We start from the raw sequence: 21,537 nt of genomic DNA on the forward strand, positions 1-21,537 counted from the left end.
GCATCTGCGGCTTTTTGCCCGCACAGCCCCCATGTACGGAAGTTACAGCAATTTGTTATTTGGGAAACGGCCAAGCTGCCGCCCCGTTTGTTGAGATGCTCTGTAGACTGATTTGCCGCCCGAACGAATTACGTAGGAATACCTACTGCGCCGCCAAGCTTTGCCAGTGCCGAAGCGCCGCAGGACAGGGACAATGAGCCCAAGAATGCGCATCATGGACTGCCCGCTCTTCCATGGCGGGAGATCTCCGGCGACGGGAGAGTCAAGAGCCTCCTTGCGCCGAGCCGGGGCGGCGCTTGTGTTTCTTAACCAGTTGCTCCCCAATAATGCCGCTCTGTGACCTGCCGGAACAAGAATGACCCACGTTGGAACCTACAACCCCGTTCTTGTTGCCCTTTCGCTGCTGATTGCGACCCTCGCTTCCTATACGGCGCTCGATCTCGCCGGACGCATCCGGGCGTCGGGTGGGCGGGTCAAGCGCGCATGGCTTGCGACGGCGGCCGTGGCGATGGGCGGCGGCATGTGGGCCATGCACTTCATCGCCATGCTGGCCCTGACCTTGCCGGACGTGAAGGTGACCTACGAGATCGGCCCCACGATCCTGTCCTTTCTGCTGCCGATCGTCGTCACCGGCCTCAGCATTCATCTGCTGAGCCGGACCGATGCCGGCCCGGTTCCGCTCGTGCTCAGCGGCATCCTGATGGGGCTTGGCATGGCGGCGATGCATTACACCGGCATGGCCGCCATGGAGATGGGGGTCGACATCAGCTACGAGCGCTTCTGGGTCGCCGTCTCCATCCTGATCGCTGTCGGCGCTTCGACCACCGCGCTCTGGCTCGCCTTCCGCAATGTGGGCTTCGTCCAGAAGCTTCTGGCCGCCCCGGTCATGGGGGTCGCCAGCGCGGGCCTGCACTACTCCGCCATGCAGGGAGCGATCTTCACCACGCAAGGGCCGGTCCGGCCGGATGACGGCCACATCAGCCTCAGTCCGATGGTTCTGGCCCTGGCCGTCTCGGTCACGACGCTGCTGATCCTCTTCCTGGCTCTGATATCGGCCATGTTCGACCGCCGTTTCGCCCAGCTTGCGAAGCGCGAGGCGATGACCCTGCGCGAAAGCGAGGAGCGGTTCCGCAACCTCTACAACAAAACCCCTCTCCCTCTTCACTCGCTCAATTCCCAAGGCGTCATCGAATATGTCAGCGATGCGTGGCTCGAGCTCCTGGGCTATCGCCGGGCCGAGGTAGAGGGCCGCCCCATCACCGATTTCATGACGGCGGACGCGATCAAGAAGCGGGAGACCGTCTGGTCGAACCTGTTCAGGACCGGCGAGGCGAAGGATATCGAGTACCGCCTGGTCACCAAGGACGGCCGCATTCTCGACGTGCTGATGTCCGGCCGGGTGCAGCGCGACGAGGACGGACAGTTTAGCCACGTCTTCGGCGGCGTGATCGACGTCACTGCCCGGAATCAGGCGTCCGAGGCGCTTCGGGCGAGCGAGGAGCGATTGCGCCTCGCCCTTCATGCAGGCCGCATGTTCGCCTGGGAGCACGACCTCGCGACGGATTTCATCACGCGATCCCAGCATTCGATGGATCTGCTCGGCATCGGATCGGGGCCGTTGTCGGACTTCCTCGAAAGAGTGCACCCCGAGGATCAGCCGCTGCGCCAGCGATTCCTCCACCAGATCTACCAGAAGGGTTCGGAAACCGCCGAGTTCCGCTACATCCTGCCTGACGGAAAGGTGCTGTGGCTGGGATCGCGCGCCGAGAAGGCGAGCCCCACCCGCGTGGTCGGCGTGACCTTCGACATCACGGACCGCAAGATGGCGGAGGAGGAGGTCTGGCGGGTCGCCAATCACGACGTGCTCACCAGCCTGCCCAATCGAGCCCTGTTCCAGGAGCGTCTCGCCCAGGCGCTTGCAGACGCCCAGCAAAGCGGAACGAGCGTCAGCCTTCTTCTGATCGACCTGGATGACTTCAAGGACGTCAACGATACCCTGGGCCACGACGCGGGCGATGCCCTGCTGCGGGAAATGGCGCTGCGGCTGGCGGTGCTCGCGGGCGAGCACGACACGGTCGCAAGGATCGGCGGCGATGAGTTCGCCGTGGTGCTGGTTCAGCCTCGGACGCTCGAAGGAGCAACCGCCTTCGCTGAAACGGTGACGGCGCGGCTGCGCCAGCCCTTCGCCTATGCGGGCCGCACGGTCATCAGCAGAGCGAGCGTCGGCGTCGCACGGTACCCGGACCACGACCGGACGCCCGTCGAGCTGATGAAGGATGCCGATATTGCGCTCTATCAGGCCAAGGCCGATGGTCGCAATCGCGTCGTCACCTACTCGCCTAGCCTGAGGACGATGATCGAGCAGCGCGTCTCTCTCGGCAAGGAACTTCGCCAAGCGATTCTTCTGGGCCAGATCGTTCCGTTCTACCAGCCCAAGGTCTGCCTCGCGTCCGGCCGGGTGATCGGCCTGGAGGCTCTCGCCCGCTGGCAGCATCCGAGTCGAGGCCTCCTGACGCCCGGAGGATACTTCGGCGCCTCGTTCGACGATCCGGAGATCGCGGCCGATATCGGGGAGCAGCTGATGTCGGCCGTGGCAGCCGACATGCGCCAGTGGCTCGACAAGGGCCTTCGCGTCGGGCGCGTCGCCGTCAATCTGTCCTCGGCCGAATTCGGTCAGCCGCGCCTCGCCGACCGGATCTCCGACGTTCTCGACCGGCATCGCATTCCGCCGGAAAACTTCGAAGTCGAAGTGACCGAGACGGTCCTTCTAGGGAGAAGCTCCGATGTGGTTGCCGCGACCCTTCGCCAGCTTCACGAGCGGGGCATCCTCGTGGCGCTCGACGATTTCGGAACGGGCTACGCGTCGCTGACCCACCTGAAGCAGTTTCCAGTCGGGCACGTCAAAATCGACCGCAGCTTCATCGTGAACCTCGAGCAGGATGCGGGAGACGAGGCGATCGTCGCCGCCATCATCGCGCTGGGCCGGAATCTCGGGATGCGGATCACCGCGGAGGGCGTGGAAACGGAAGGCCAGGCGAAGCGTCTCCTCGCCTTGGGCTGCGACAACGCGCAAGGCTTTCTTTTCGCGGAGCCTGTCCCCGGATACCGCGCGGCGGAGCTTCTCCCGCTGCGAGAGATTCATCCCGCACTTTGAGAGGCACGCGTCCGGGAAGCGGCACCGGCACTCCGACGCGGATCAGCGCTTGGTCCGTTTGATGCTTCCGGTCGTCGTGACGTCGCCGGTGTTCGCCGCCAGCTTGCTCTTCGATTCAAGGCCGGCCGTGCTCCATGCGGTGTTCACGCCGGGATGCAGATTGGCAACGAGCTTGCGCGTCTCCTTCGACAGGGATTTTCCGGCCTGCGACAGAGGCGTGAAATCCGCAAGCTTGTGACGCTCTCCGGGCTTGCCGGTGAACACCCGCAGCCCATCGGGAAACATCACCATGTCGCCAGGACGCAGGGTGCTGTCGGCCATGAGAGCGGGAACGGGATTGTCGATCTCGCCTGGCGCCTTCGGCTTGTCCGGCATCTTGATGGCGATCGGTTCGGCAGGAGCGGGTTTCGGACGCACAGGCTTCGGCCGGGGCTGGGTGAAGGCCGGCACGGACTCCTCGAAAGGACGGTAGGCTGGCGCCGGTGCGGAGGGCGGGGCGAACAGGCGCAGGAATCCGAAGAGGCCCTCGGCATGGGCCGGCACCGTCACGATCCCAGCTGCAAGGATCATGCCCGCCGATAGGAGACGCCGACGCATCACCTGTCTCAAGATCTTCCGCATCGCTCGTCTCCCGTGTTTTCGAGCAACGTGGCTAAGCTGCGCGGGTTCCCGCCCCTGCACCCCGCAAATTCGGAGTATGTGAACGTGCTGCGGCCAACCCGCCTCCGGCTTTCGGATGACGCCTCGGGCACCCAAGTACGGCGGTGCTTCGGCATGTCGACCGGAAACGATCCGTTTGCTGACAGTGCAGACATCCGCCGGAAAATGCTCGCTCCGAACGGCAGCGCGTCGCGCCGAGCCGAACGGGTACGCCGCCATGCTCCAGGATCCGTCCGGCCTCGCGGACGAACCAAACCTCGCCTGCGAACGTTCGGCTCTCACACTCACGCAGGAGAGAAATCGTCATGTCGCGCCGTCTTGTCGTCGCCGGTCTTGCCGCCGCCATCAGTCTTCCGGCCTTCGCCCAGGGGGTTCAGCAGAACCAGGCCATCCCCTATCAGGTGAATCCACAACCCGCGGAAACGCAGACCAACCAGTCCCTCGGCACCAATGCGCAGCAGCGCGAGCAGCGGACCCAGCAGGGCGGCGCGCCGCAGGATACGCAGACGCCCAATCGCCAGGGCCAGGCCAGCGCGCCGGCGGCGCAAGGCCAGCAGGCCTCGCAGGCCGACCGGCAGTATATCCAGCAGGTTCTGGCGGTGAGCACCGTGTCGCTCCAGCAGGCGAACTTCGCGCTCACCAAGGCGCAGAATCCGCGTGTGAAGCAGTTCGCGGAATTCGAGATCGGCGAGCAGAACACCATCCAGGACGTTCTTCACTCCTTCGCCGACCCTGCAGCGACCGCATCGACCACTCGGGGTGCGCAGCAGGCGGCCTCGACGGCACCCGAACTGCCGCCGCAGGACGCAGCCGCGATGGAGAAGCTGTCCAAGGCTCAGGGCGGCCCCGCATTCGATCGCGACTTCGTGGCCATGCAGATCGAAGGGCACCGGAAGCTGCTCTCGCTTCAGGAGCAGTATCTCAAGGCGAATTCCGGGAATCGGGAATCCGTGAATCTCGCGAAGCTCGCCCGCGGACAGGTCCAGGAACACCTGGCGCTGCTGCAGTCGATCGAGCAGGAGCTTGGCCGATAAGTCATCAGTCCCGGCGCCCCGTTGCAGGCACGCGGCGCCGGAACCCCCTTTCCGGACGAGGCGTTGGCCTTCCGAGTTGCGGGCATCAGGCCCGCCCTACCAAGAGAGGAAACCCGATGGCGCAGGACAAGCGGGGCCGTCCCCCGGAACCCGATGTGGACGAGGTCATGAACGAGGTGCAGGCCGAGGAAACGGGCGACGATTTCGTCGCCGGTCCAACTGCCCGCAACGATGTCGGCAACACCAAGCGTGCTGCCGCCAAGGCCACCGGCATCATGGGCGCCTCGAAGAAGCTCGATCCCGATCTCGACATCAGCCGCATCGACGACGGACGGGTGACGAGCGGATCGGCGGCCGGCATTCACTCCTTCAAGGAGGTCCCGCCCGAGGACGGCGCCGGCGACACCCGCATGACCCTCTCCAACGCGGAGATCGCCGAGGGCGTGCCGACCACCGCCAACAAGAGCCCGGCGCAGCGGGCAGCCCGCACGGATGCTCCCGCCGGCCCGAGCGGCATGAGCGGCGGAGCAGCCTCCCGCGCCCGGGTTCCGGCTCCCGGCAACGCGGTCGACGTTCCCAAGGGCACACTGGTGCGAGGGCATCCGACGGCGAGCCAGTCGGGCGGTAAGTCCACTTCCTCGACCGGCGACGAGAAGCCGCCGAAACGTTCCGCTCGGGCCGGCGGTCCGCAGACAGAGCGGCCGCTGTCGAAAGGCGGCACCGAGGAGCGGTAAGCTCAGATCTTTCCAAGTAACGAGAGCGGGAGGCACGGCGCCTCCCGCTCTGCTTCTCATGCATGCTGCGCATGCGAGCCCGTCCTGGCCAGCATGCCTCCGCCGATCTCCGGATGACACCGGACCACCTCTGCCTTTATGCATCGTTCAGCCGCGTCAACGGCGACGCAACAAAGGTTACGAGGAAACAGCCATGGACAGAAGAAAAGTACTCAAGGGGGCAGGTCTGGCGGCAGCCGCCGGGATGGTCGGCTCGCCCGCCATCGCGCAATCCCAGCCGGAGATCCGCTGGCGCATGGCCTCGGCCTATCCGAAGAGCCTCGACACCCTCTACGGCGCCGGCGAGATGATCTCCAAGCGCGTGGCTGCCGCCACCGACAACAAGTTCCAGATCCAGGTCTTCGCCGCAGGCGAACTCGTCGGCGCGCTCCAGACCCTGGACGCGACGCAGAACGGCACGGTCGAGTGCTCCTACACCCTGTCGAGCTTCTTCATCGGCAAGGACCCGACCTTCATGTTCGACACCTCCGTGCCGTGGGGCATGAACGTGCGCCAGCACAATGCCTGGATGTACTACGGCGGCGGTCTCGACCTCGTTCGCGAGTTCATGAAGGACTACAGCGTCTATCCGATCCCGGCGGGCCAGACCGGCGCCCAGATGGGCGGCTGGTTCCGGAAGGAGATCAAATCCATCGAGGACCTGAAGGGCCTCAAGATGCGTATCGCCGGCATGGGCGGTCAGATCATGGCGAAGCTCGGCGTGGTGCCGCAGGTGCTGGCCGCTGGCGACATCTACCCGGCGCTCGAGCGCGGCACCCTCGACGCGGTCGAGTTCTCCGGCCCGCACGACGACGAGAAGCTCGGCTTCGTGAAGGTCGCCCAATACTACTATTACCCGGGCTTCTGGGAAGGCGGCGCGCAGCCCTCGCTCTATGTGAACATGGACAAGTGGAACTCCCTGCCGGACAACTACAAGGCCATTCTGGAAGCCGCCTGCGCGGAGGCCAACGCCATGTGCGTGGCCAAGTACGACGCGCAGAACGCGGAGGCGATCCGCCGTCTCGTCGGACAGGGCGTGCAACTGCGCCCCTTCCCGAAGGACGTGATGGAGCAGAGCTACAAGGAAGCCTTCCGGCTCTACAGCGAACTCGCCGCTTCGAATCCGAAGTTCAAGAAGGTGTACGATTCCTGGAGCGCGTTCCGCGAGAAGGAGCTGACCTGGTTCCGCATCGCCGAGCTGCCGTTCGACTATTTCGTCAATTCCCAGCCGGTCCAGCGCTGACCGGCACGGAGGCGGCGCGGATCACGCGCCGCCTCTTTCAGCTTGGCCTGGATCGCAGGCCGTCCTGATGCGTTGTCTCTGCGACAGGGGAATGTGGATCCCCGAAACGGAGCACGATATGCAGGACAAGCACAGCAAGCAGGAAAAGGCCCAGGTCAAGTCCGGTAAGAAGGACGAGAAGCTGCCGGAGAATTCCAAGAAGGCCCTCGACGAGAAGCTCGACGAAGGCGTGGAGGAAACCTTCCCGGCCAGCGATCCGGTCTCCGTCAAGATCACCAAGTAAGTGCGCCTCCCTTCGGCAGGCCCCGGAAGCGACGTGCACCGGGGCTCATCCGCTTTCGTCAGCTGCGGCTCGCAACCGCCACCCCGAGCGCCGCCAAGCCCATCCCGATCATCTGCACGAGGTTCAGGGTCTCGCCGAACAGCGCGAAGGCCATAAGCGCGGCGACCGGTGGCACCAGGTAGAGCAGCGTCGCGACGCCCACGACGGCGCCCCGGCGGATCAGGAAGAGCAGCAGCCCGATGGCTCCGATCGACAGGCCGAACACCGCCCAGGCCAGCGCCCCCAGGACGGGCAGCGTGAACTCGATCTCGCCCGTCTCCGTCAGCAGGACGAGCGGCAGCGTGACGGCGGCGGCGCCCATGAACTGCACGGCCGCATTGACCCGCAGGTCGAGCGCGCCGCCGGTGCGTTTCTGCCAGATCGTCCCGAGGGTGATAGACAGCATGCCCAGCAGGCAGATGAAGAGCGCGAACGGCGGCACGCCACCGTCGCCGAGCTTCGGCAGCACCACGAGGGAAGCCCCCATGAAGCCGATGCCGATCCCGGTCCAGCGCCGCACGGACACCGCCTCGCCCAGGAGCGGGCCCGCGAGCAGCCCGGTCACGAGGGGCTGGAGCCCCGCCACGAGGGCGGAGATGCCGGCCGGCAGGCCATGCTTTACGGACCAGAACACGCCGCCGAGATAGAAGCCGTGGAGAAGGACGCCGGCCACAAGCCCGTTTCGCCATTCCTGCCACGTCCGGGGCCAGGGGGCGCGGGCCGCCAGGACGAGAAGGACCAGAACCAGAATGGCGAGCAGATAGCGGACGAAAAGAAAGGTCAGCGGCTCCGCATGGGGCGCCACGATCCGGGCGACGATGAAGCCGGTCGCCCAGATCAGGACGAAGAGCGGCGGCGCAAGACGGGCGAGGAGGGACGCATGGGGCATCGTGAGGATCCGGGTGCCCCACGCGAGTAGCCGACCCGCCTCGCAACTGCAATCGCCGCCGAGGGAAATCGCCGGACGGGGCTTTGAGCTTTGCCGTGCGGCGCCTAGAACTCATGAGGGGCGTCCGGGAACTTCTCTTGTCCAGGTCGGTCTTCGCGCCATCTCCAGCCGCTCGGAGAAATGACTGTTGAACCGTCTGCGCCTCTATCTCGAGATCCTCGCCATCACGGCCAGCCGTTTCGTGCTGCACGACGCCTGGGCGATCGCAAGCCACATCGCGCTGTCGGTCCTCACCTCCATGTTTCCGTTCCTGATCCTGATGACGGCGCTGGCGGGTCTGTTCGGCACCGGATCCCTGGCCGACGAGGCCGCCGACATCATCCTGGAGGCCTGGCCGAAGGAGGTCGCGGGGCCGATCGCCGGCGAGGTCCACCACATCCTGACCGGACGGCGCAGCGACGTCCTGACGATCGGCCTCGTCCTTGCTCTCTACTTCGCGTCGAGCGGCGTCGAGAGCCTTCGGGTGGGCCTCAACCGCGCCTACGGGGTGCGCGAGACGCGGGCCTGGTGGCTGACCCGGCTCGAATCCATCGCCTTCGTGATCGGCGGCGCGCTCGTGATGCTGGCGCTGGCCTTCCTCGTGGTGCTCGGCCCCTTCGTGTGGCGCGGGATCCTCTACTGGGTGCCGGCCCTCGCCCGGTTCGGCAACATCATCGATTTCCTCAGGCTCGCAGTCGCGACCGTCGTCATCGTTGCGGGGCTCCTGATCGCCCACAAGCTCGTGCCCGCCGGCCGAAGAAGCTTCCGCTCGGTGCTGCCCGGGGTCGGCGTGACGCTGCTGCTCTGGCTCCTCGGCGGCGTCGGATTCGGGTGGTATCTCGACTCGTTTCCCGGCGCTTATGCCTCGACCTATGGCGGGCTCGCCACCGCCATGGTGGCGCTCATCTTCCTCTACACCCTCGGGGCGATCTTCCTGTTCGGCGGCGAGCTCAACGGCACGATCATCCTGGCCAAGCGCCGGCGCCTCAACACGGAGCCGAAGCCTCCCCTGACAGACGTGATCGCCATGCCCTGACATGAAGACGGCCGGGCGGATGCCCGGCCGCTCCTCGATCAATCAGGCTGACGTCAGCCCACGATGCGGTACTTCACGAAACCTTCCGGTGCATCGCCCATCTTCTCGACCTTGATCCCGGCCGGCTGGTAGGCGGCGGCGTTCGGACCGGTCGTGAAGGTCGTGGTGACGCTGGCGGGCGGTGTCACGAGGGACCAGGAGCCATCCGCCTTCGGGGCCACTTCCTTGCGCTCGATGATGAAGCGCATGATGGCGTCGCGGGTCAGGTCCGGCGCATCGAGCACGATGGTCGTGCCGTCGTTGCCCGGAAAATTGCCGCCGCCGCCGGCGCGGTAGTTGTTGGTGGCCACGATGAAGACCTGATCGTCCGTCACGGGCTTGCCGTTATAGGTCAGGTCCTTGATGCGGCGCGCATTGGCGTCGACGAGCTTGCCGTCATTGTCGTAGCGCGAGGCCTGCGTCGGGTCGATCTTGTACTGGACGCCCGCGATCACGTCGAAATTGTAAGCCGGGAACTTCGAATTGATCAGCTCCTGCTCGCCGCCCTTGGCCGGATCGATCTGGTTGTAGATGCCCGCCGAGCGCTCGAGCCACTCGCGCACCTGGGCGCCCGTCACCTTCACGGCCCGGATCGTGTTCGGGTAGATGTAGATGTCGGCCATGTCCTTGATGGCGAGCGGACCGGGCTTGATCTCGGTGAAATAGTTCGGGCCGCCGCGGCCGCCCGCCTTGAAGGGCGCCGCCGCCGACAGGAGCGGCAGATCCTTGTACTGGGTGGTCTTGAGGAGATCCGCCACGTACCAGGCCTGCGCCTCGGCCACGAGCTTCACCGACGCGTCGTCGGCGACGAGCGAGTAATAGGAGTGGATCGGCACCGCCGTGCTGCCGACCGGCTCGCGGACGTATTTGAGGGTCGCATCGTGGTCGGCCTGCACGGCCGCCACCACGGCCGCCTCGGATCCGACCTTCGCCACCACCTTGCGGTCGACGCGGTCGTAGATCGGGCGCGCCTCGGTGCGGAAGTTCGCGACCTTCCAGGCGTTGCCTTCCTTGGTGAGCTCAAGGTCGACGATGCCCAGGTGACTGCCCCAGAAGCCGGCCATGACGGCGGGCTTGCCGTGGAGCGTGCCGGCCTTCACGTCGACGCCCTCGATGTTGTTGAACTCCTTGCCGCCCGGGAACACGAAGTGCTGGTGCCCGGTGAGGATCACGTCGATGCCGTCGACCTTGGCGAGATGGAGCGCCGCGTTCTCCTCGCCGCCCTTGCGCTCGCCGCCCGCGATGCCGGAATGGCAGAGCGCCACGACGATGTCGGCGCCCGCCTTCTTGAGCTCCGGCACATGCTTGTTGGCCGCATCCACGATATCGATGGTGGTGACCTTGCCGTCGAGATTGGCCTTGTCCCACTGCACGATCTGCGGCGGCACGAAGCCGATCACGCCGACCTTCAGGGTCTGCTTGGCGCCGCTCTCGTCCGTCACCTCGCGGTCGAGGACCAGCCAGGGCTTCTGAAGCGGAGTGCCGTCGGCCTTGATGGCATTGGCGCAGACGAGCGGGAATTTGGCCGCCCCAAGGGAGTTCTGCAGGAAATCGAGGCCGTAGTTGAACTCGTGGTTGCCCAGGGTGCCGCAATCGTAGTCGAGCACGTTCATGGCGGCCACGATGGGATGAACGTCGCCCTTCTTCATGCCCTTGCGATAGGCCACATAGTCGCCGAGCGGCGAACCCTGGATGATGTCGCCGTTGTCGAAGAGCAGGCTGTTCTTGGCCTCGGACCGCGCCGCCTTCACGAGGGTGGCGGTGCGCGCCAGCCCCACCGTGTCGTCGGCTGCGTCACGGTAGTAGTCGTAGGGCATGATGTTCACGTGGAGATCCGTGGTCTCCATGACGCGCAGCTTGACGACCGGGCCGGCGGCCCATCCGAGCTGAGGCATTCCCGTGAGGGCGGCGGCCGCCACGCCGGTCTGAAGGATCCGGCGGCGGGTGAAGGTCGACGTCATGCTGACATTCCTTGATGTGAAACAGCGTTCGCGTAGCAGAGAACAACACAACTTTTACGATAAGGGAAGATGAGCCGGCTAACCCGCCTTCAGGGCCTCGTCGAGATCCCGGAACAGGTCCTCGACGTCCTCGATTCCGGTAGAGAGGCGCAGCAGGTCCGGCGGGCACGGGGTGCCCGGGCCCTCGATCGAGGCGCGGTGCTCGATGAGGCTCTCGACCCCGCCGAGGGACGTCGCGCGCTTGAAGAGGCGCACCCGCGCCGCCGTGCGGATCGCCGCCGCCTCTCCTTCCATGACTTGGATCGACAGCATGTAGCCGAAGCCGCCCTCCATCTGCCGGGTCGCGATGTCGTGGCCCGGATGCTGCGGCAGGCCGGGATAGAGCACGCGGGCGACCTTCGAATGGGCGGAGAGGCGCTCGGCCAGGGTCATGGCGCTCCTAGCCTGCGCGGCTGCACGCAGGTGCAGGGTCCGCATGCCGCGCATGAGCAGGTAGGCCTCGAAGGGGCCGAGGATGGCGCCCTGCATCTTGCGGATCGACGCGACCTTCTCCCAGAACGCATCCGCCTTGGCGCCCGCGAGCACGCCCGCCACCACGTCCGAATGCCCGTTGAGCACCTTGGTGGCCGCATGCATGACGATGTCGGCCCCGAGCGTCAGGGGCCGGGTGTGGATCGGCGAGGCCGTGGTGGAATCGACCGCGAGCCGTGCGCCTGCCGCGTGGGCGATCTCGGCCGCTGCGGCGATGTCCGTGATGGTCCAGAGCGGGTTCGACGGGGTCTCGACCCAGACCAGCTTGGTGCGGCCCGGGATCACGGCGCCGCGCAGGGCGTCGAGGTCGTCCGTCTCGACGAAGTCGACCGCGAGGCCCCAGCGCACCGCCTCGGTCATGAGCCAGCTGCGCAGGGCCCAGTACATCACCTTGGACGCCACGATGTGGTCGCCCGGGTTGAGGGCCTGGAACACGGCGGTTGCGGCCGCCATGCCGGAGGAGAACAGCAGCGCCCCGGCCCCGGCCTCCTCGAGCATCGCGAGCACGCCCTCGGCCTCGCGGATCGTGGCGTTGTCGGGACGGCCATAGACGTAGCCGGACGAATAGGCGTTGTCCTCGTCGCGGATGTAGGTGGTCGCCACATGGATCGGCGGCACCACCGCCTTCGTGATCGGGTCCACATGGCCCATGGCCTGCGCGGCGAGACTGCGTTTGGACCATTGCAGGCGATCGGACGACATGGGAACCTCCGGGAGCGGGGTGGGTTTGGGATGAGAACAGCGAAGCTCATCCATTAAAGGGAATTGCGGAATGATGCATCCAGGCCAATCGACTTTGGCCGGTCGGCCGACGCCACCTTTACAGCGTTTTCTGATCGCGGTCCTGCCGGTCGTGGCGGTGAGCGTCGCCGGGAGCCTCGTGACCACGCCGAACATCCCGACCTGGTATGCGGGCCTGGCGAAGCCGGGCTTCACGCCGCCGAACTGGCTCTTCGGTCCGGTCTGGACCGCGCTCTACATCATGATGGCCTACGCGGTCTGGCGCATCCTGTCGCTGCCCAAGGAGCGCCCCGGCCGCACGGCCGCCGTCACGGCCTTCTTCGTGCAGCTTGCGCTCAACTGCCTCTGGTCGTTCGCGTTCTTCGGCGCGCACAGCCCGGCGGCAGGGCTCGTCGTCATCGCGGCCCTGATCGTGGCGATCCTGGCGACCATCCGGGCCTTCTGGCCGCTCGACCGGATCGCCGCCTGGCTGCTGGTCCCCTATCTCGCCTGGGTGACCTACGCGACCGCCCTGAATGCGGCGATCTGGCACCTCAACGGATAGGGTTCCGGCCGCGCCCGACCCTTAGGGCTTGTCGAACAGGTCCGGGTCCTGGTTGCCGTGATCGACCACGCCCACGAAGGGCAGCTGGCGGTAGGAATGGGCCACGTCCATGCCGTAGCCGACCACGAACAGGTCCGGGCAGGTGAAGCCGACATAGTCGGCGTGGATGCTCACCGCCCGCTTGCCGGGCTTTTCCAGCAGGACCGCCGTGGAGACGCGCTTGGCACCCCGGGCCATCAGCAGGTCCTTGGCGAAGGTCACGGTGCGGCCCGATTCGAGGATGTCGTCCACGAGCAGCACGTCGCGGCCGCGCACGTCGCTCTCCACGTCCCGCAGGATCGTGACCTGGCCGGACGAGACCGTGCCGTCCAGGTAGCTCGACAGGTGCACGAACTCGACCTGGGGCGCGAGGCCGACGCGGTGCAGCGCCCGGATCAGGTCGGCCGCGAACATGAAGCTGCCCTTCAGGACGGCGACCACGAGAAGATTCTCAGGTCTGGCGTTCGCGATCTGCTGGGCCAGCTCCTCGATACGCTTGGCGATGGTGTTTTCGTCGAAGAGAACCCGGATGCGGGGGTTAGCAGTCATCGTCGGTCCGTCCAGAAAAATGAGCAGGGCTTCGACATGCAGGCCCTGCGAAGTCGTCCCTCTTCACGACCATGCCGCGGACCGGAAGTCAAACGGACTTAACGCCTCTCCGGCCGAATGGCGCGGGAAACGCGCCGTGCCGATTCACTCCCTGATAACCATTCCATAGGATCGTGGGCGCGTCCCGCCGTCGCGGGCTGGCGGCCCGGATTCGTTGGCGCGTCAGGGACGGAGGCGATAAGCATTGCGAATCGAAGCGCGGTGGAACCCGGCCCGCCGCAGGTTTTCACCCCAGCAGGAATGGCTCAGGAGCGCGTGAAGGCGTTTTACGACAGCGAGTTCGACGAGGGCATGGCGCCGTCCGTGCATTTCGAGAATGTGGGCGTGCGCTACGGCATGGGCCCCGAGGTCCTGCGCGACCTCACCTTCTCTATCGAGCCCCACTCGTTTCAGTTCCTCACCGGCCCGTCGGGCGCGGGCAAGACCACCCTGCTGCGCCTGATCCTGCTCTCGGTCAAACCGACCCGCGGCCTGATCTCGCTGTTCGGGGAGGACGTCTCCAAGATCTCGAAGGACGAGCTCACTGACCTGCGCCGCCGCATGGGCGTGGTGTTCCAGGACTTCCGCCTGCTCGACCACCTGACCACCTACGAGAACGTGGCCCTCCCCCTGAGGGTGCAGGGCAAGGAGGAGGCGAGCTACCGCAACGAGGTGGTGGAGCTCCTGCGCTGGGTTGGCCTGGGCGACCGCATGCACATGCTGCCGCCGGTGCTCTCCGGCGGCGAGAAGCAGCGCGCCGCCATCGCCCGCGCGCTGATCGTGCGCCCCGACCTGCTGCTGGCCGACGAGCCGACCGGCAATGTGGACCCGTCGCTGGCCCGCCGGCTCTTGCGGCTCTTCATCGAGCTGAACCGCCTCGGCACCTCGGTGGTGATCGCCACCCACGATTTCAGCCTCATGGACCAGCTCAACGTCCGCCGCCTCGTGCTCGGGGACGGCCGGCTCCACATCGACGAGTGAGCCGATGAGCGACCTTCCCGCACCGCGCTCGTCAAGAGCCCAGGCGCCGGAGCAGGGCCAGCGCGCCCTGCCCGCCTCGCTCCGGCGCAACGCACCCCTGGTGCCGGTGGATTCGGCCGGCGGCCGGGCGCTCGCGGCCGTCATCGCCATCCTGGCCTTCCTGGCGGCGCTCTGCGCCGGCGGCGCGGAGCTGATCGCGACGAGTTCCCAGCAATGGCGCTCGGACATCGCCCGCGAGGTCACGATCCAGGTCAGGCCCAACGCCCAGCGGTCGATCCAGGCCGACGTGGACAAGGCGGTCGCCCTCGCGCGGCAGACGCCGGGGGTCGAGGAGGCGCAGGCCTTCTCCCGCGAGGAATCCGAGCGCCTGCTGGAGCCCTGGCTCGGCACGGGCCTCGACTTCAACGACCTGCCGATCCCCCGCCTGATCGTGCTCAAGCTGCAAAGCGACGCCAAGCCCGATTTCGAGCCCCTGCGCCAGGCCCTGAGGCAGCAGGTGCCGGGCGCGAGCCTCGACGACCACGCCCTCTGGGTGTCCAGGCTCTCGACCATGGCGAACACCATCATCGGCATCGGGATCGGCCTCGTGGTGCTCGTCCTCGTGGCGGCGGGCCTTGCCGTCACCTTCGCGACTCGCGGGGCGATGGCCGGCAACCGGGAGGTGGTGGAGGTGCTCCATTTCGTGGGCGCGAACGACGATTTCATCGCCCGGGAGTTCCAGCGCCGCTTCTTCAAGCTCGGCCTACGCGGCAGCATGGCCGGGGCCGGTGCGGCCCTGGTCCTGACCATCATTCTCGGCTTCGTCACGCGCTCCTGGCGGGCGAGCCCGGCCGGAGACCAGATCGAGGCGCTCTTCGGCTCCTTCAGCATCGGCTGGCGCGGCTACGCGATCGTGGTCCTGATCGCGCTCGCGGTCGCGCTGATCACGGGAATCGTGTCGCGGCTCACGGTGAGACGCTTTCTTAACGGAAATGGTTGAGGATGATGGTTACCGGTGGATAAAACGGGTTGCCTCTCCATTGCCGCATTCTGCATTATCCTCAACCGTGATGACCTCGCGAACGCAGAGTTGGGCGACGCTGAGCGCCAGAGAGACGGGTGAAGCCTTGGGCTGGGGCTGGAGTATGTCGGGATCGACCGCTCCCGCCAGGCGTTCAAGGGTCATGCGTGTGCTCGGTTGGGCGTTCTACACGGCTGCGGCCGGCATCATCCTTGGGTTCCTGGGCTTTCTCTGCTTCGTCTACTCCCTTGACCGCTTCGAGCAGAAGCCGGAAACACGCGCGGACGGCATCGTCGCCATGACGGGCGGCGCCCAGCGGATCGGCGACGCCATCGACCTGCTCGCCAAGGGCTATGCCAAGCGGCTGCTGATTTCCGGCGTGAACGAGAAGACGAGCCGCGAGGAGATCGCCCGCCTCAATCCCGGCCAGCGCCGCCTCTTCGACTGCTGCGTGGACCTGGACTACCGGGCGCGCAACACCATCGGCAATGCCATCGAGACCCGGCGCTGGGCCGAGCGGAACCAGTTCGACGCCCTGATCGTGGTGACGTCGAACTACCACATGCCGCGCACCCTCGTGGAGCTCGAGCACACGCTGCCGAACCTGCAGAAGATCCCCTATCCGGTCGCCGCGACCATCGATCCGCACGACTGGTGGCGCAATGCCTCCACGGCCCGGGTCCTCGGCATCGAGTACCTGAAGTTCCTGGCGGTCTGGGTGCGGACCCGCTTCGAGGACGATCCGGAGCGCTCCCCGGTCGTCCAGATCATGAACCGGCCGATCCAGCACGTGTCCGCCGAGACGCAATGGCGTTGATGACGCCCGCCTGACCGGCGCCTTATCGGATCAGGTCGCTATTTTTGGCGACAAACCGCATTCCCGTCGCTGGAAAATGCTCTACAAGGTTGGCGGCCACGGAGCCTGAAGGCTCCGCTTTTTCCTTTTTTCCATCGAAGCCATGCTCGTTCTCCGTTCCCTGCTGTTCAACGTCGCGTTCTATGTGAACCTGGTCTTCTGGCTGATCATCCTGCTCCCCTGGATGCTGGTGCCGCGCAAAACCTTCCTGGGCGGCGTGAAGCTCTGGGCGCGTTCGTCGCTCTGGCTCCTTAGGGTGATCGCCGGAACGAAGATCGAGGTGCGGGGGCGGGAGAAGATCCCGGCCGGCGGCTTCCTCGCGGCCGCCAAGCACCAGTCGCTCTGGGAGACCTTCGCGCTGGTGCCCTTCTTCGATGACCCGGCCTTCATCCTGAAACGGGAGCTCATGTGGATCCCGTTCTTCGGCTGGTACGCCTGGAAGGGCGGCTCGGTGCCGGTCAACCGCAAGGCGGGCTCGCAGGCCCTAATCCAGATGACGGCCCAAGCCCGGGAAGAGGCCAAGCACGGGCGCCAGATCGTCATTTTCCCCGAAGGGACGCGCCGCCCCGCGGGAGCGCCGCCGGCTTACAAGTTCGGCGTGGCCCACCTCTACCAGAACCTGGGCGTCGCCTGCCTGCCGATCGCCTTGAACTCCGGCCTCTACTGGCCGCGCCGCCGCTTCATCCGCCGTCCCGGCACGATCCGGGTCGAAATCCTGGATCCGATTCCCCCGGGCCTGCCGCGCGACGTCTTCTTCCGACAGATGCAGGACGCCATCGAGACCGCGTCCGACAGGCTGCTGGCCGAGGGCTGCGCCGAACTCGGCCTGGAGATTCGGCCGGAAACCGCTTCCAGCTTGTCCAAAGCCTGACATCACAACAGTTTGACGCGTCCTTGACGTTTTGCCTCAGGCTCCTTACATTAGGAACAAATGGCGAACAAGCGTACCATATCATGGTCGATGGCCATGCGGGATCTCCGTCAAGATCGGACGCGGAGGGCTGACGTGCGTGAGGAAAGTTTGCGGGCCACGGCGGGTCTCCACTCGGCACCGGCCCTGAGTTCATGGCGCGGACGCTCCGGGCGGCGCTACATCGTCGGCATCCATCCCTTTACCGAAACGGAAGTTCTGAGCGTCACCAATGCGGTCATCCTGGCCGTGCGCCGGGACGAGACCGGCACCGCCCAGGTGGTCGACGTGGCGACGGCCGGATCGCACCCGAGCCAGCAGGCGAGAGCCCGCTGGTTCGCCAAGGTCGTGACGCGGGGCGCCACCGAGATGCATGTGCACCGCCTTGCCGACAGCGATACCCGCCGCCAGGCCATCGTCGAGGATCTGCGCGAGGACGAAAGCCGCGCGTCCTAAGACAGCGACGCGGTAATGCGCTCCAGCAGCGGGTCGACAATCCCCATTCCCAATAGATGCTCGTGGGTCGAGCGCACGTAATCGGGATTGGCGCCCGAGACGCCCTGTCCCTGCCGGACGAGCCGCAGGACCTCGTCGAAGGAGAGCCGCCCGGCATATTGCGGATGCTTGCGATCCGCCACATAGGCGAGCGCGCTGACGGTCTCGTCCGCTCCGACCCGCACCGGAAGGCGGCGCTCCAGGTAGACGGCGGTGGCCTGCTCCCGCTCCCTCAGGTAATGGACCGTGGCCTCGATCTCGTGTGCGGCGACCCGGAACGCGACGCCGTGGCAACGCCCGCCGCGATCGAGCCCCAGGACCAGACCCGGATTGTCGGGCGTACCCCGATGAACATGGGAGAAGATGCAGAGCGAGCGGTGGTAGCCGAACAGGTGCGCGTGGCGGCGCTCGAGGTAGGGAAAACCGGGCCGCCACATGAGCGAGCCGTAGCCGAAAACCCACAGATCGTCGGGATTGTCCATATCAGCCCATGCGCCCGAACCTTGCCTGCTTCGGGCGCTAGCAGGTAGCAAGGGCCGACACAACAGGAGAAACATGGATGGATGAAGCCGCACCCGCCGGAACCGCACGCTACAGCCGTTTCTGGCTCTATACGCCCTTCGTCCTGTTGCTCCTGATCGCGGTCGCCTGGAGCGCGGCCTGGTTCGTGATCCGCAGCCGGGCGAGCGAGGCCGTGGATGCCTGGTTCGCGACGGAAGCCCGCGCCGGGCGGCAATGGACCTGCCAGGATCGCAGCATAGGCGGCTACCCGTTCCGGATCGAGTTGATCTGCAACAGCCTCAGCCTGAAGCAGGGCGCCGTGACGGCCTCCCTCGGTCGGGTCGAATCGGTGGCCCAGGTCTATCAGCCGCGCTTCATCATCACGGAGATCGAGGGTCCGCTGAAGGTCACGGACGGGCAGGTCACCGTTCAGGGTTCGTGGGATCTCCTGCAGACGAGCTTCCATGCGGAACAGAACGGCTTCCGGCGCCTGTCCCTGGTGGCCGAGGCGCCGCGCGTCACGGTCTCGGGACTGGCTCCCGGCGAGATCGCGACCTCGGGCCAGCATCTGGAGCTGCATGTGAGGCCCAATCCCTCCCGCAGCGCCGAGAAGGCCTATGATGCGGCCCTTTCGGTCAAGCAGACCACCATTCCGGTGCTCGATGCCCTGGTGGGAGGCTCCGAACGCACGGACATCGATTCCGACCTCACGGTCACGCAGGCGGAGGGCTTTCGCGGACGGCCAATCGCCGAGGAGTTGGAACGCTGGCGCAGCGCCGGCGGCAAGCTCGACGTGCTGATGCTGTCGCTGGCGAAGGGTTCGCGGCGCGCCGAGGCCAAGGGCGAATTGCGGCTCGACGAGATGCACCGGCCGGCCGGTCAGCTCAGCCTCGCGGCAGCGGGCCTCGACGGGCTTCTGGACAACGTGATGGGCCGCCGCAACGGGGCGCTCCTGAGCGCGCTCCTGGGCCAGGGCGGAGGTGCCCCGGGTCAGCAGGCCAACGGCCGCCCCGCCCTCTCGCCCCTCCCGCCGGTCCGGCTGGAGAACGGACGCCTCGCCTTCGGTCCGTTCGTCATTCCCAACATCACCCTGCCGGCGATCTACTGATCGCCGCGGCGGCGCCCGAAATCCGGATCCGGCGCATCCTGGCCTTCCGAGATGATGCCGCGCCGGATCGCCCGGGTGCGGGTGAAGAGCTCGAAGAGCTTGTCGCCCTCGCCCCAGCGGATGGCGCGGGCGAGATACGCGATGTCCTCGTTGAGGCGGCCCAGCATCTCCAGCACCGCCTCCCTGTTGTGGAGGAAGATGTCGCGCCACATCGTCGGGTCGGAGGCGGCGATGCGGGTGAAGTCGCGGAAGCCGCCGGCCGAGAACTTGATCACCTCGGACTGGGTCACGGTTTCCAGGTCGGCGGCCGTTCCGACAATGTTGTAGGCGATCAGGTGCGGCACGTGGCTCGTGATGGCGAGCACGAGGTCGTGGTGCTGCGCGCTCATGATCTCCACGTTCGAGCCCATGGACGCCCAGAACTCGCGCACCCGCTCCACCGCCGCCTCGTCCGCGCCGTCGGGCGGGGTTAGGATGCACCAGCGATTGTGGAACAGGGTCGAGAAGCCCGCGTCCGGCCCCGAATGCTCCGTGCCGGCGACCGGGTGGGCCGGAACGAAATGGACGCCCTCGGGCAGATGCGGCTCGACCTGCGCGAGCACGGATTTCTTCACCGAGCCGACGTCGGAAACAATGGAGCCGGGCTTGAGGCCCGGCCTCATGGCCTCCGCGACGGACCCGCATGCTCCCACCGGAACGCAAAGGATGACGAGATCCGCATCCTTCACGCCGGCCGCGGCATCCGCCGTCACTTCGTCGGCAATGCCGAGTTCTCGCACGCGGGCGAGGGTCTCCTCGCTGCGGTCGACCGCCACGATCGTGCCCGCCAGTTGGAGATGCCTCGCGGCGCGGGCGATCGACGACCCGATCAACCCGAGGCCGATCAGGGCGACGCGCCCGAAGAGCGGCGTCGCCCGCGGTGGACCGAGGCGCTCAGGCATGGGACGTCCGGCCGCTCAGGAAGTCGCGCAGGGCCTCGACCACGAGGCGGTTCGCCTCCTCGTCGCCGATCGTCAGGCGCAAGGCATCCGGCAGGCCGTAGGCATCGATCCGGCGCAGGATCAGGCCGCGGCCGGTCAGGAAGGCGTCCGCCTCCTTCGAGGTTTTGCCGGCTTCATTGGGGAAGTGGATCAGCAGGAAGTTGCCGACGCTCGGGGTGACCTTCAGGCCCAGCGCCTCGATCTCCTTCGTGAGCCAGGCGAGCCACTGCTCGTTGTGGGCGATGGCCCTGCCCACATGGGCGTCGTCCTGGATCGCCGCGATCCCGGCCGCCATGGCCGGGCCGTTGATGTTGAACGGGCCGCGGATGCGGTTGACCGCGTCGATGATGTGGGCCGGTCCCACCATCCAGCCGAGGCGGAGATTGGCGAGGCCGTAGATCTTCGAGAAGGTGCGGGTCATCACCACGTTCTCGGCGGTGGCGACGAGCTCGAGCCCCGACTCGTAGTCGTTGCGGCGGACGTATTCCGCATAGGCCGCGTCCAGCACGAGCACCACGTGAGGTGGCAGCCCCGCATGCAGGCGCTTGACCTCGTTGAACGGCAGGTAGGTGCCGGTCGGGTTGTTGGGATTGGCCAGAAACACGATCTTGGTCTTGGGCGTCACGCGCGCGAGGATCGCGTCCACATCGGCATGGTAGTCCTTCTCGGGCGCCACCACGGGCACGCCGCCCGCCGCCAGGATGGCGATCTTGTAGACGAGGAATCCGTGCTCCGAGAAGAGGCCCTCGTCGCCCGGCCCCACATAGGTGTTGGTGATCAGGGACAGGAGCTCGTCGGAGCCCGCGCCGCAGATGATGCGGGCCGGGTCGAGGCCGTACTTCGCCCCGATCGCCTCGCGCAGGGCGGTGGCGGAACCGTCGGGATAGAGCTCGAAATGGTCCATCGCCCGGACGGCTTCCATCGCCTTCGGCGAGGGGCCGAGGGGGGTCTCGTTGGACGAGAGCTTGTGGATCTTCACGACCCCGGCTCCGGCCTTGCTCTTGCCGGGCACATAGGCCTCGATCTGCATCACGCCGGGACGGGGTTCGGGACGGGCGGCCATATCTCTAAGGTTCCTGCAAAGGGAAGGACATATCGGGAAGGCTCTAGCGC

General features: G+C 66.5%; 22 protein-coding genes. 13 read left to right on the forward strand and 9 right to left on the reverse strand.

The genetic code is table 11. The features are described from left to right. Nucleotides 1–355: 355 nt before the first annotated feature. Complete coding sequence (locus DES45_RS00685) at nucleotides 356–3,154, forward strand: bifunctional diguanylate cyclase/phosphodiesterase (RefSeq protein WP_114768055.1); 2,799 nt, start codon at nucleotides 356–358, stop codon at nucleotides 3,152–3,154. Nucleotides 3,155–3,196: 42 nt separating this feature from the next. Here the strand turns inward: DES45_RS00685 and DES45_RS00690 are convergent, their stop codons facing one another. Then, nucleotides 3,197–3,751, reverse strand: coding sequence for a hypothetical protein (locus tag DES45_RS00690; protein WP_147282322.1), 555 nt, complete (start codon nucleotides 3,749–3,751; stop codon nucleotides 3,197–3,199). Between the two features lie 368 nt (nucleotides 3,752–4,119). Here DES45_RS00690 and DES45_RS00695 point away from each other — a divergent pair, with 368 nt between their 5' ends. The 4 genes from DES45_RS00695 to DES45_RS24950 all read left to right on the forward strand — a co-directional run bounded on the left by DES45_RS00695 (nucleotide 4,120) and on the right by DES45_RS24950 (nucleotide 7,147). Next, on the forward strand, nucleotides 4,120–4,848 hold the full coding sequence (locus DES45_RS00695) for a DUF4142 domain-containing protein (RefSeq protein WP_114768057.1): 729 nt from the start codon (nucleotides 4,120–4,122) through the stop codon (nucleotides 4,846–4,848). 116 nt (nucleotides 4,849–4,964) lie between these two features. Then, a complete protein-coding gene (locus DES45_RS00700) occupies nucleotides 4,965–5,582 on the forward strand; it encodes a hypothetical protein (protein ID WP_114768058.1) in 618 nt (205 codons plus the stop codon). Between the two features lie 193 nt (nucleotides 5,583–5,775). Then, nucleotides 5,776–6,864 (forward strand): TRAP transporter substrate-binding protein, encoded by a 1,089-nt coding sequence (locus DES45_RS00705; RefSeq protein WP_114768059.1) that lies wholly within the window; start codon nucleotides 5,776–5,778, stop codon nucleotides 6,862–6,864. Nucleotides 6,865–6,982: 118 nt separating this feature from the next. After that, entirely contained in the window at nucleotides 6,983–7,147 is a 165-nt protein-coding gene (locus DES45_RS24950) for a hypothetical protein (protein WP_170151344.1), read from the forward strand. A 58-nt stretch (nucleotides 7,148–7,205) separates the two neighbouring features. Here the strand turns inward: DES45_RS24950 and DES45_RS00710 are convergent, their stop codons facing one another. After that, a complete protein-coding gene (locus tag DES45_RS00710; RefSeq protein ID WP_114768060.1) occupies nucleotides 7,206–8,075 on the reverse strand; it encodes a DMT family transporter in 870 nt (289 codons plus the stop codon). Between the two features lie 187 nt (nucleotides 8,076–8,262). Here DES45_RS00710 and DES45_RS00715 point away from each other — a divergent pair, with 187 nt between their 5' ends. Then, nucleotides 8,263–9,150, forward strand: a complete 888-nt coding sequence (locus DES45_RS00715; RefSeq protein ID WP_114768061.1) for a YihY/virulence factor BrkB family protein — start codon at nucleotides 8,263–8,265, stop codon at nucleotides 9,148–9,150. 53 nt (nucleotides 9,151–9,203) lie between these two features. Here the strand turns inward: DES45_RS00715 and DES45_RS00720 are convergent, their stop codons facing one another. Next, nucleotides 9,204–11,150, reverse strand: coding sequence for a bifunctional 2',3'-cyclic-nucleotide 2'-phosphodiesterase/3'-nucleotidase (locus DES45_RS00720; protein ID WP_114768062.1), 1,947 nt, complete (start codon nucleotides 11,148–11,150; stop codon nucleotides 9,204–9,206). Nucleotides 11,151–11,228: 78 nt separating this feature from the next. Further along, on the reverse strand, nucleotides 11,229–12,383 hold the full coding sequence (locus DES45_RS00725; protein ID WP_114768063.1) for a trans-sulfuration enzyme family protein: 1,155 nt from the start codon (nucleotides 12,381–12,383) through the stop codon (nucleotides 11,229–11,231). A gap of 73 nt (nucleotides 12,384–12,456) precedes the next feature. Here DES45_RS00725 and DES45_RS00730 point away from each other — a divergent pair, with 73 nt between their 5' ends. Beyond that, nucleotides 12,457–12,966, forward strand: coding sequence for a TspO/MBR family protein (locus DES45_RS00730; RefSeq protein ID WP_114768785.1), 510 nt, complete (start codon nucleotides 12,457–12,459; stop codon nucleotides 12,964–12,966). A 21-nt stretch (nucleotides 12,967–12,987) separates the two neighbouring features. On the opposite strand, the gene hpt is transcribed toward DES45_RS00730, so the two are convergent. Continuing rightward, nucleotides 12,988–13,554, reverse strand: a complete 567-nt coding sequence (gene hpt / locus DES45_RS00735) for a hypoxanthine phosphoribosyltransferase (protein ID WP_114768064.1) — start codon at nucleotides 13,552–13,554, stop codon at nucleotides 12,988–12,990. Between the two features lie 351 nt (nucleotides 13,555–13,905). Here hpt and ftsE point away from each other — a divergent pair, with 351 nt between their 5' ends. Continuing rightward, nucleotides 13,906–14,574, forward strand: coding sequence for a cell division ATP-binding protein FtsE (ftsE, locus tag DES45_RS00740; RefSeq protein ID WP_114768786.1), 669 nt, complete (start codon nucleotides 13,906–13,908; stop codon nucleotides 14,572–14,574). 4 nt (nucleotides 14,575–14,578) lie between these two features. Next, entirely contained in the window at nucleotides 14,579–15,553 is a 975-nt protein-coding gene (locus DES45_RS00745) for a cell division protein FtsX (RefSeq protein WP_114768065.1), read from the forward strand. A gap of 9 nt (nucleotides 15,554–15,562) precedes the next feature. On the opposite strand, the gene DES45_RS25490 is transcribed toward DES45_RS00745, so the two are convergent. Next, nucleotides 15,563–15,739, reverse strand: a complete 177-nt coding sequence (locus DES45_RS25490) for a hypothetical protein (RefSeq protein ID WP_245429677.1) — start codon at nucleotides 15,737–15,739, stop codon at nucleotides 15,563–15,565. On the opposite strand from DES45_RS25490, the gene DES45_RS00750 reads away from it, so the two are divergent. The 3 genes from DES45_RS00750 to DES45_RS00760 all read left to right on the forward strand — a co-directional run bounded on the left by DES45_RS00750 (nucleotide 15,738) and on the right by DES45_RS00760 (nucleotide 17,796). Beyond that, entirely contained in the window at nucleotides 15,738–16,391 is a 654-nt protein-coding gene (locus DES45_RS00750; protein WP_245429678.1) for a YdcF family protein, read from the forward strand. The two genes, DES45_RS25490 and DES45_RS00750, sit on opposite strands and share 2 nt — an antisense overlap. Before the next feature lie 142 nt (nucleotides 16,392–16,533). Beyond that, nucleotides 16,534–17,301 (forward strand): lysophospholipid acyltransferase family protein, encoded by a 768-nt coding sequence (locus tag DES45_RS00755; RefSeq protein WP_114768067.1) that lies wholly within the window; start codon nucleotides 16,534–16,536, stop codon nucleotides 17,299–17,301. Nucleotides 17,302–17,436: 135 nt separating this feature from the next. After that, complete coding sequence (locus DES45_RS00760; RefSeq protein WP_342633495.1) at nucleotides 17,437–17,796, forward strand: hypothetical protein; 360 nt, start codon at nucleotides 17,437–17,439, stop codon at nucleotides 17,794–17,796. Here the strand turns inward: DES45_RS00760 and DES45_RS00765 are convergent. Further along, on the reverse strand, nucleotides 17,793–18,317 hold the full coding sequence (locus DES45_RS00765) for a gamma-glutamylcyclotransferase (RefSeq protein ID WP_173949841.1): 525 nt from the start codon (nucleotides 18,315–18,317) through the stop codon (nucleotides 17,793–17,795). The two genes, DES45_RS00760 and DES45_RS00765, sit on opposite strands and share 4 nt — an antisense overlap. 77 nt (nucleotides 18,318–18,394) lie before the next feature. On the opposite strand from DES45_RS00765, the gene DES45_RS00770 reads away from it, so the two are divergent. Then, nucleotides 18,395–19,444 (forward strand): DUF2125 domain-containing protein, encoded by a 1,050-nt coding sequence (locus DES45_RS00770; protein WP_114768070.1) that lies wholly within the window; start codon nucleotides 18,395–18,397, stop codon nucleotides 19,442–19,444. Here the strand turns inward: DES45_RS00770 and DES45_RS00775 are convergent. Then, a complete protein-coding gene (locus tag DES45_RS00775) occupies nucleotides 19,438–20,385 on the reverse strand; it encodes a prephenate/arogenate dehydrogenase family protein (RefSeq protein ID WP_114768071.1) in 948 nt (315 codons plus the stop codon). The two genes, DES45_RS00770 and DES45_RS00775, sit on opposite strands and share 7 nt — an antisense overlap. Next, on the reverse strand, nucleotides 20,378–21,487 hold the full coding sequence (hisC, locus tag DES45_RS00780; protein WP_114768072.1) for a histidinol-phosphate transaminase: 1,110 nt from the start codon (nucleotides 21,485–21,487) through the stop codon (nucleotides 20,378–20,380). The genes DES45_RS00775 and hisC overlap by 8 nt, the downstream gene beginning before the upstream one ends. Nucleotides 21,488–21,537 lie beyond the last annotated feature (50 nt).

The sequence above is a fragment of the Microvirga subterranea genome (genome assembly GCF_003350535.1).
Lineage (GTDB): Bacteria > Pseudomonadota > Alphaproteobacteria > Rhizobiales > Beijerinckiaceae > Microvirga > Microvirga subterranea.

What these genes read in the sequence shown, in the direction of transcription:
- DES45_RS00685 (WP_114768055.1), top strand. Translation starts at nt 356, where the DNA reads ATGACCCACGTTGGAACCTACAACCCCGTTCTTGTTGCCCTTTCGCTG.
- DES45_RS00690 (WP_147282322.1), bottom strand. Translation starts at nt 3,751, where the DNA reads ATGCGTCGGCGTCTCCTATCGGCGGGCATGATCCTTGCAGCTGGGATC.
- DES45_RS00695 (WP_114768057.1), top strand. Translation starts at nt 4,120, where the DNA reads ATGTCGCGCCGTCTTGTCGTCGCCGGTCTTGCCGCCGCCATCAGTCTT.
- DES45_RS00700 (WP_114768058.1), top strand. Translation starts at nt 4,965, where the DNA reads ATGGCGCAGGACAAGCGGGGCCGTCCCCCGGAACCCGATGTGGACGAG.
- DES45_RS00705 (WP_114768059.1), top strand. Translation starts at nt 5,776, where the DNA reads ATGGACAGAAGAAAAGTACTCAAGGGGGCAGGTCTGGCGGCAGCCGCC.
- DES45_RS24950 (WP_170151344.1), top strand. Translation starts at nt 6,983, where the DNA reads ATGCAGGACAAGCACAGCAAGCAGGAAAAGGCCCAGGTCAAGTCCGGT.
- DES45_RS00710 (WP_114768060.1), bottom strand. Translation starts at nt 8,075, where the DNA reads ATGCCCCATGCGTCCCTCCTCGCCCGTCTTGCGCCGCCGCTCTTCGTC.
- DES45_RS00720 (WP_114768062.1), bottom strand. Translation starts at nt 11,150, where the DNA reads ATGACGTCGACCTTCACCCGCCGCCGGATCCTTCAGACCGGCGTGGCG.
- DES45_RS00725 (WP_114768063.1), bottom strand. Translation starts at nt 12,383, where the DNA reads ATGTCGTCCGATCGCCTGCAATGGTCCAAACGCAGTCTCGCCGCGCAG.
- DES45_RS00730 (WP_114768785.1), top strand. Translation starts at nt 12,457, where the DNA reads ATGCATCCAGGCCAATCGACTTTGGCCGGTCGGCCGACGCCACCTTTA.
- hpt (WP_114768064.1), bottom strand. Translation starts at nt 13,554, where the DNA reads ATGACTGCTAACCCCCGCATCCGGGTTCTCTTCGACGAAAACACCATC.
- ftsE (WP_114768786.1), top strand. Translation starts at nt 13,906, where the DNA reads ATGGCGCCGTCCGTGCATTTCGAGAATGTGGGCGTGCGCTACGGCATG.
- DES45_RS00745 (WP_114768065.1), top strand. Translation starts at nt 14,579, where the DNA reads ATGAGCGACCTTCCCGCACCGCGCTCGTCAAGAGCCCAGGCGCCGGAG.
- DES45_RS00750 (WP_245429678.1), top strand. Translation starts at nt 15,738, where the DNA reads ATGCGTGTGCTCGGTTGGGCGTTCTACACGGCTGCGGCCGGCATCATC.
- DES45_RS25490 (WP_245429677.1), bottom strand. Translation starts at nt 15,739, where the DNA reads ATGACCCTTGAACGCCTGGCGGGAGCGGTCGATCCCGACATACTCCAG.
- DES45_RS00755 (WP_114768067.1), top strand. Translation starts at nt 16,534, where the DNA reads ATGCTCGTTCTCCGTTCCCTGCTGTTCAACGTCGCGTTCTATGTGAAC.
- DES45_RS00765 (WP_173949841.1), bottom strand. Translation starts at nt 18,317, where the DNA reads ATGGACAATCCCGACGATCTGTGGGTTTTCGGCTACGGCTCGCTCATG.
- DES45_RS00770 (WP_114768070.1), top strand. Translation starts at nt 18,395, where the DNA reads ATGGATGAAGCCGCACCCGCCGGAACCGCACGCTACAGCCGTTTCTGG.
- DES45_RS00775 (WP_114768071.1), bottom strand. Translation starts at nt 20,385, where the DNA reads ATGCCTGAGCGCCTCGGTCCACCGCGGGCGACGCCGCTCTTCGGGCGC.
- hisC (WP_114768072.1), bottom strand. Translation starts at nt 21,487, where the DNA reads ATGGCCGCCCGTCCCGAACCCCGTCCCGGCGTGATGCAGATCGAGGCC.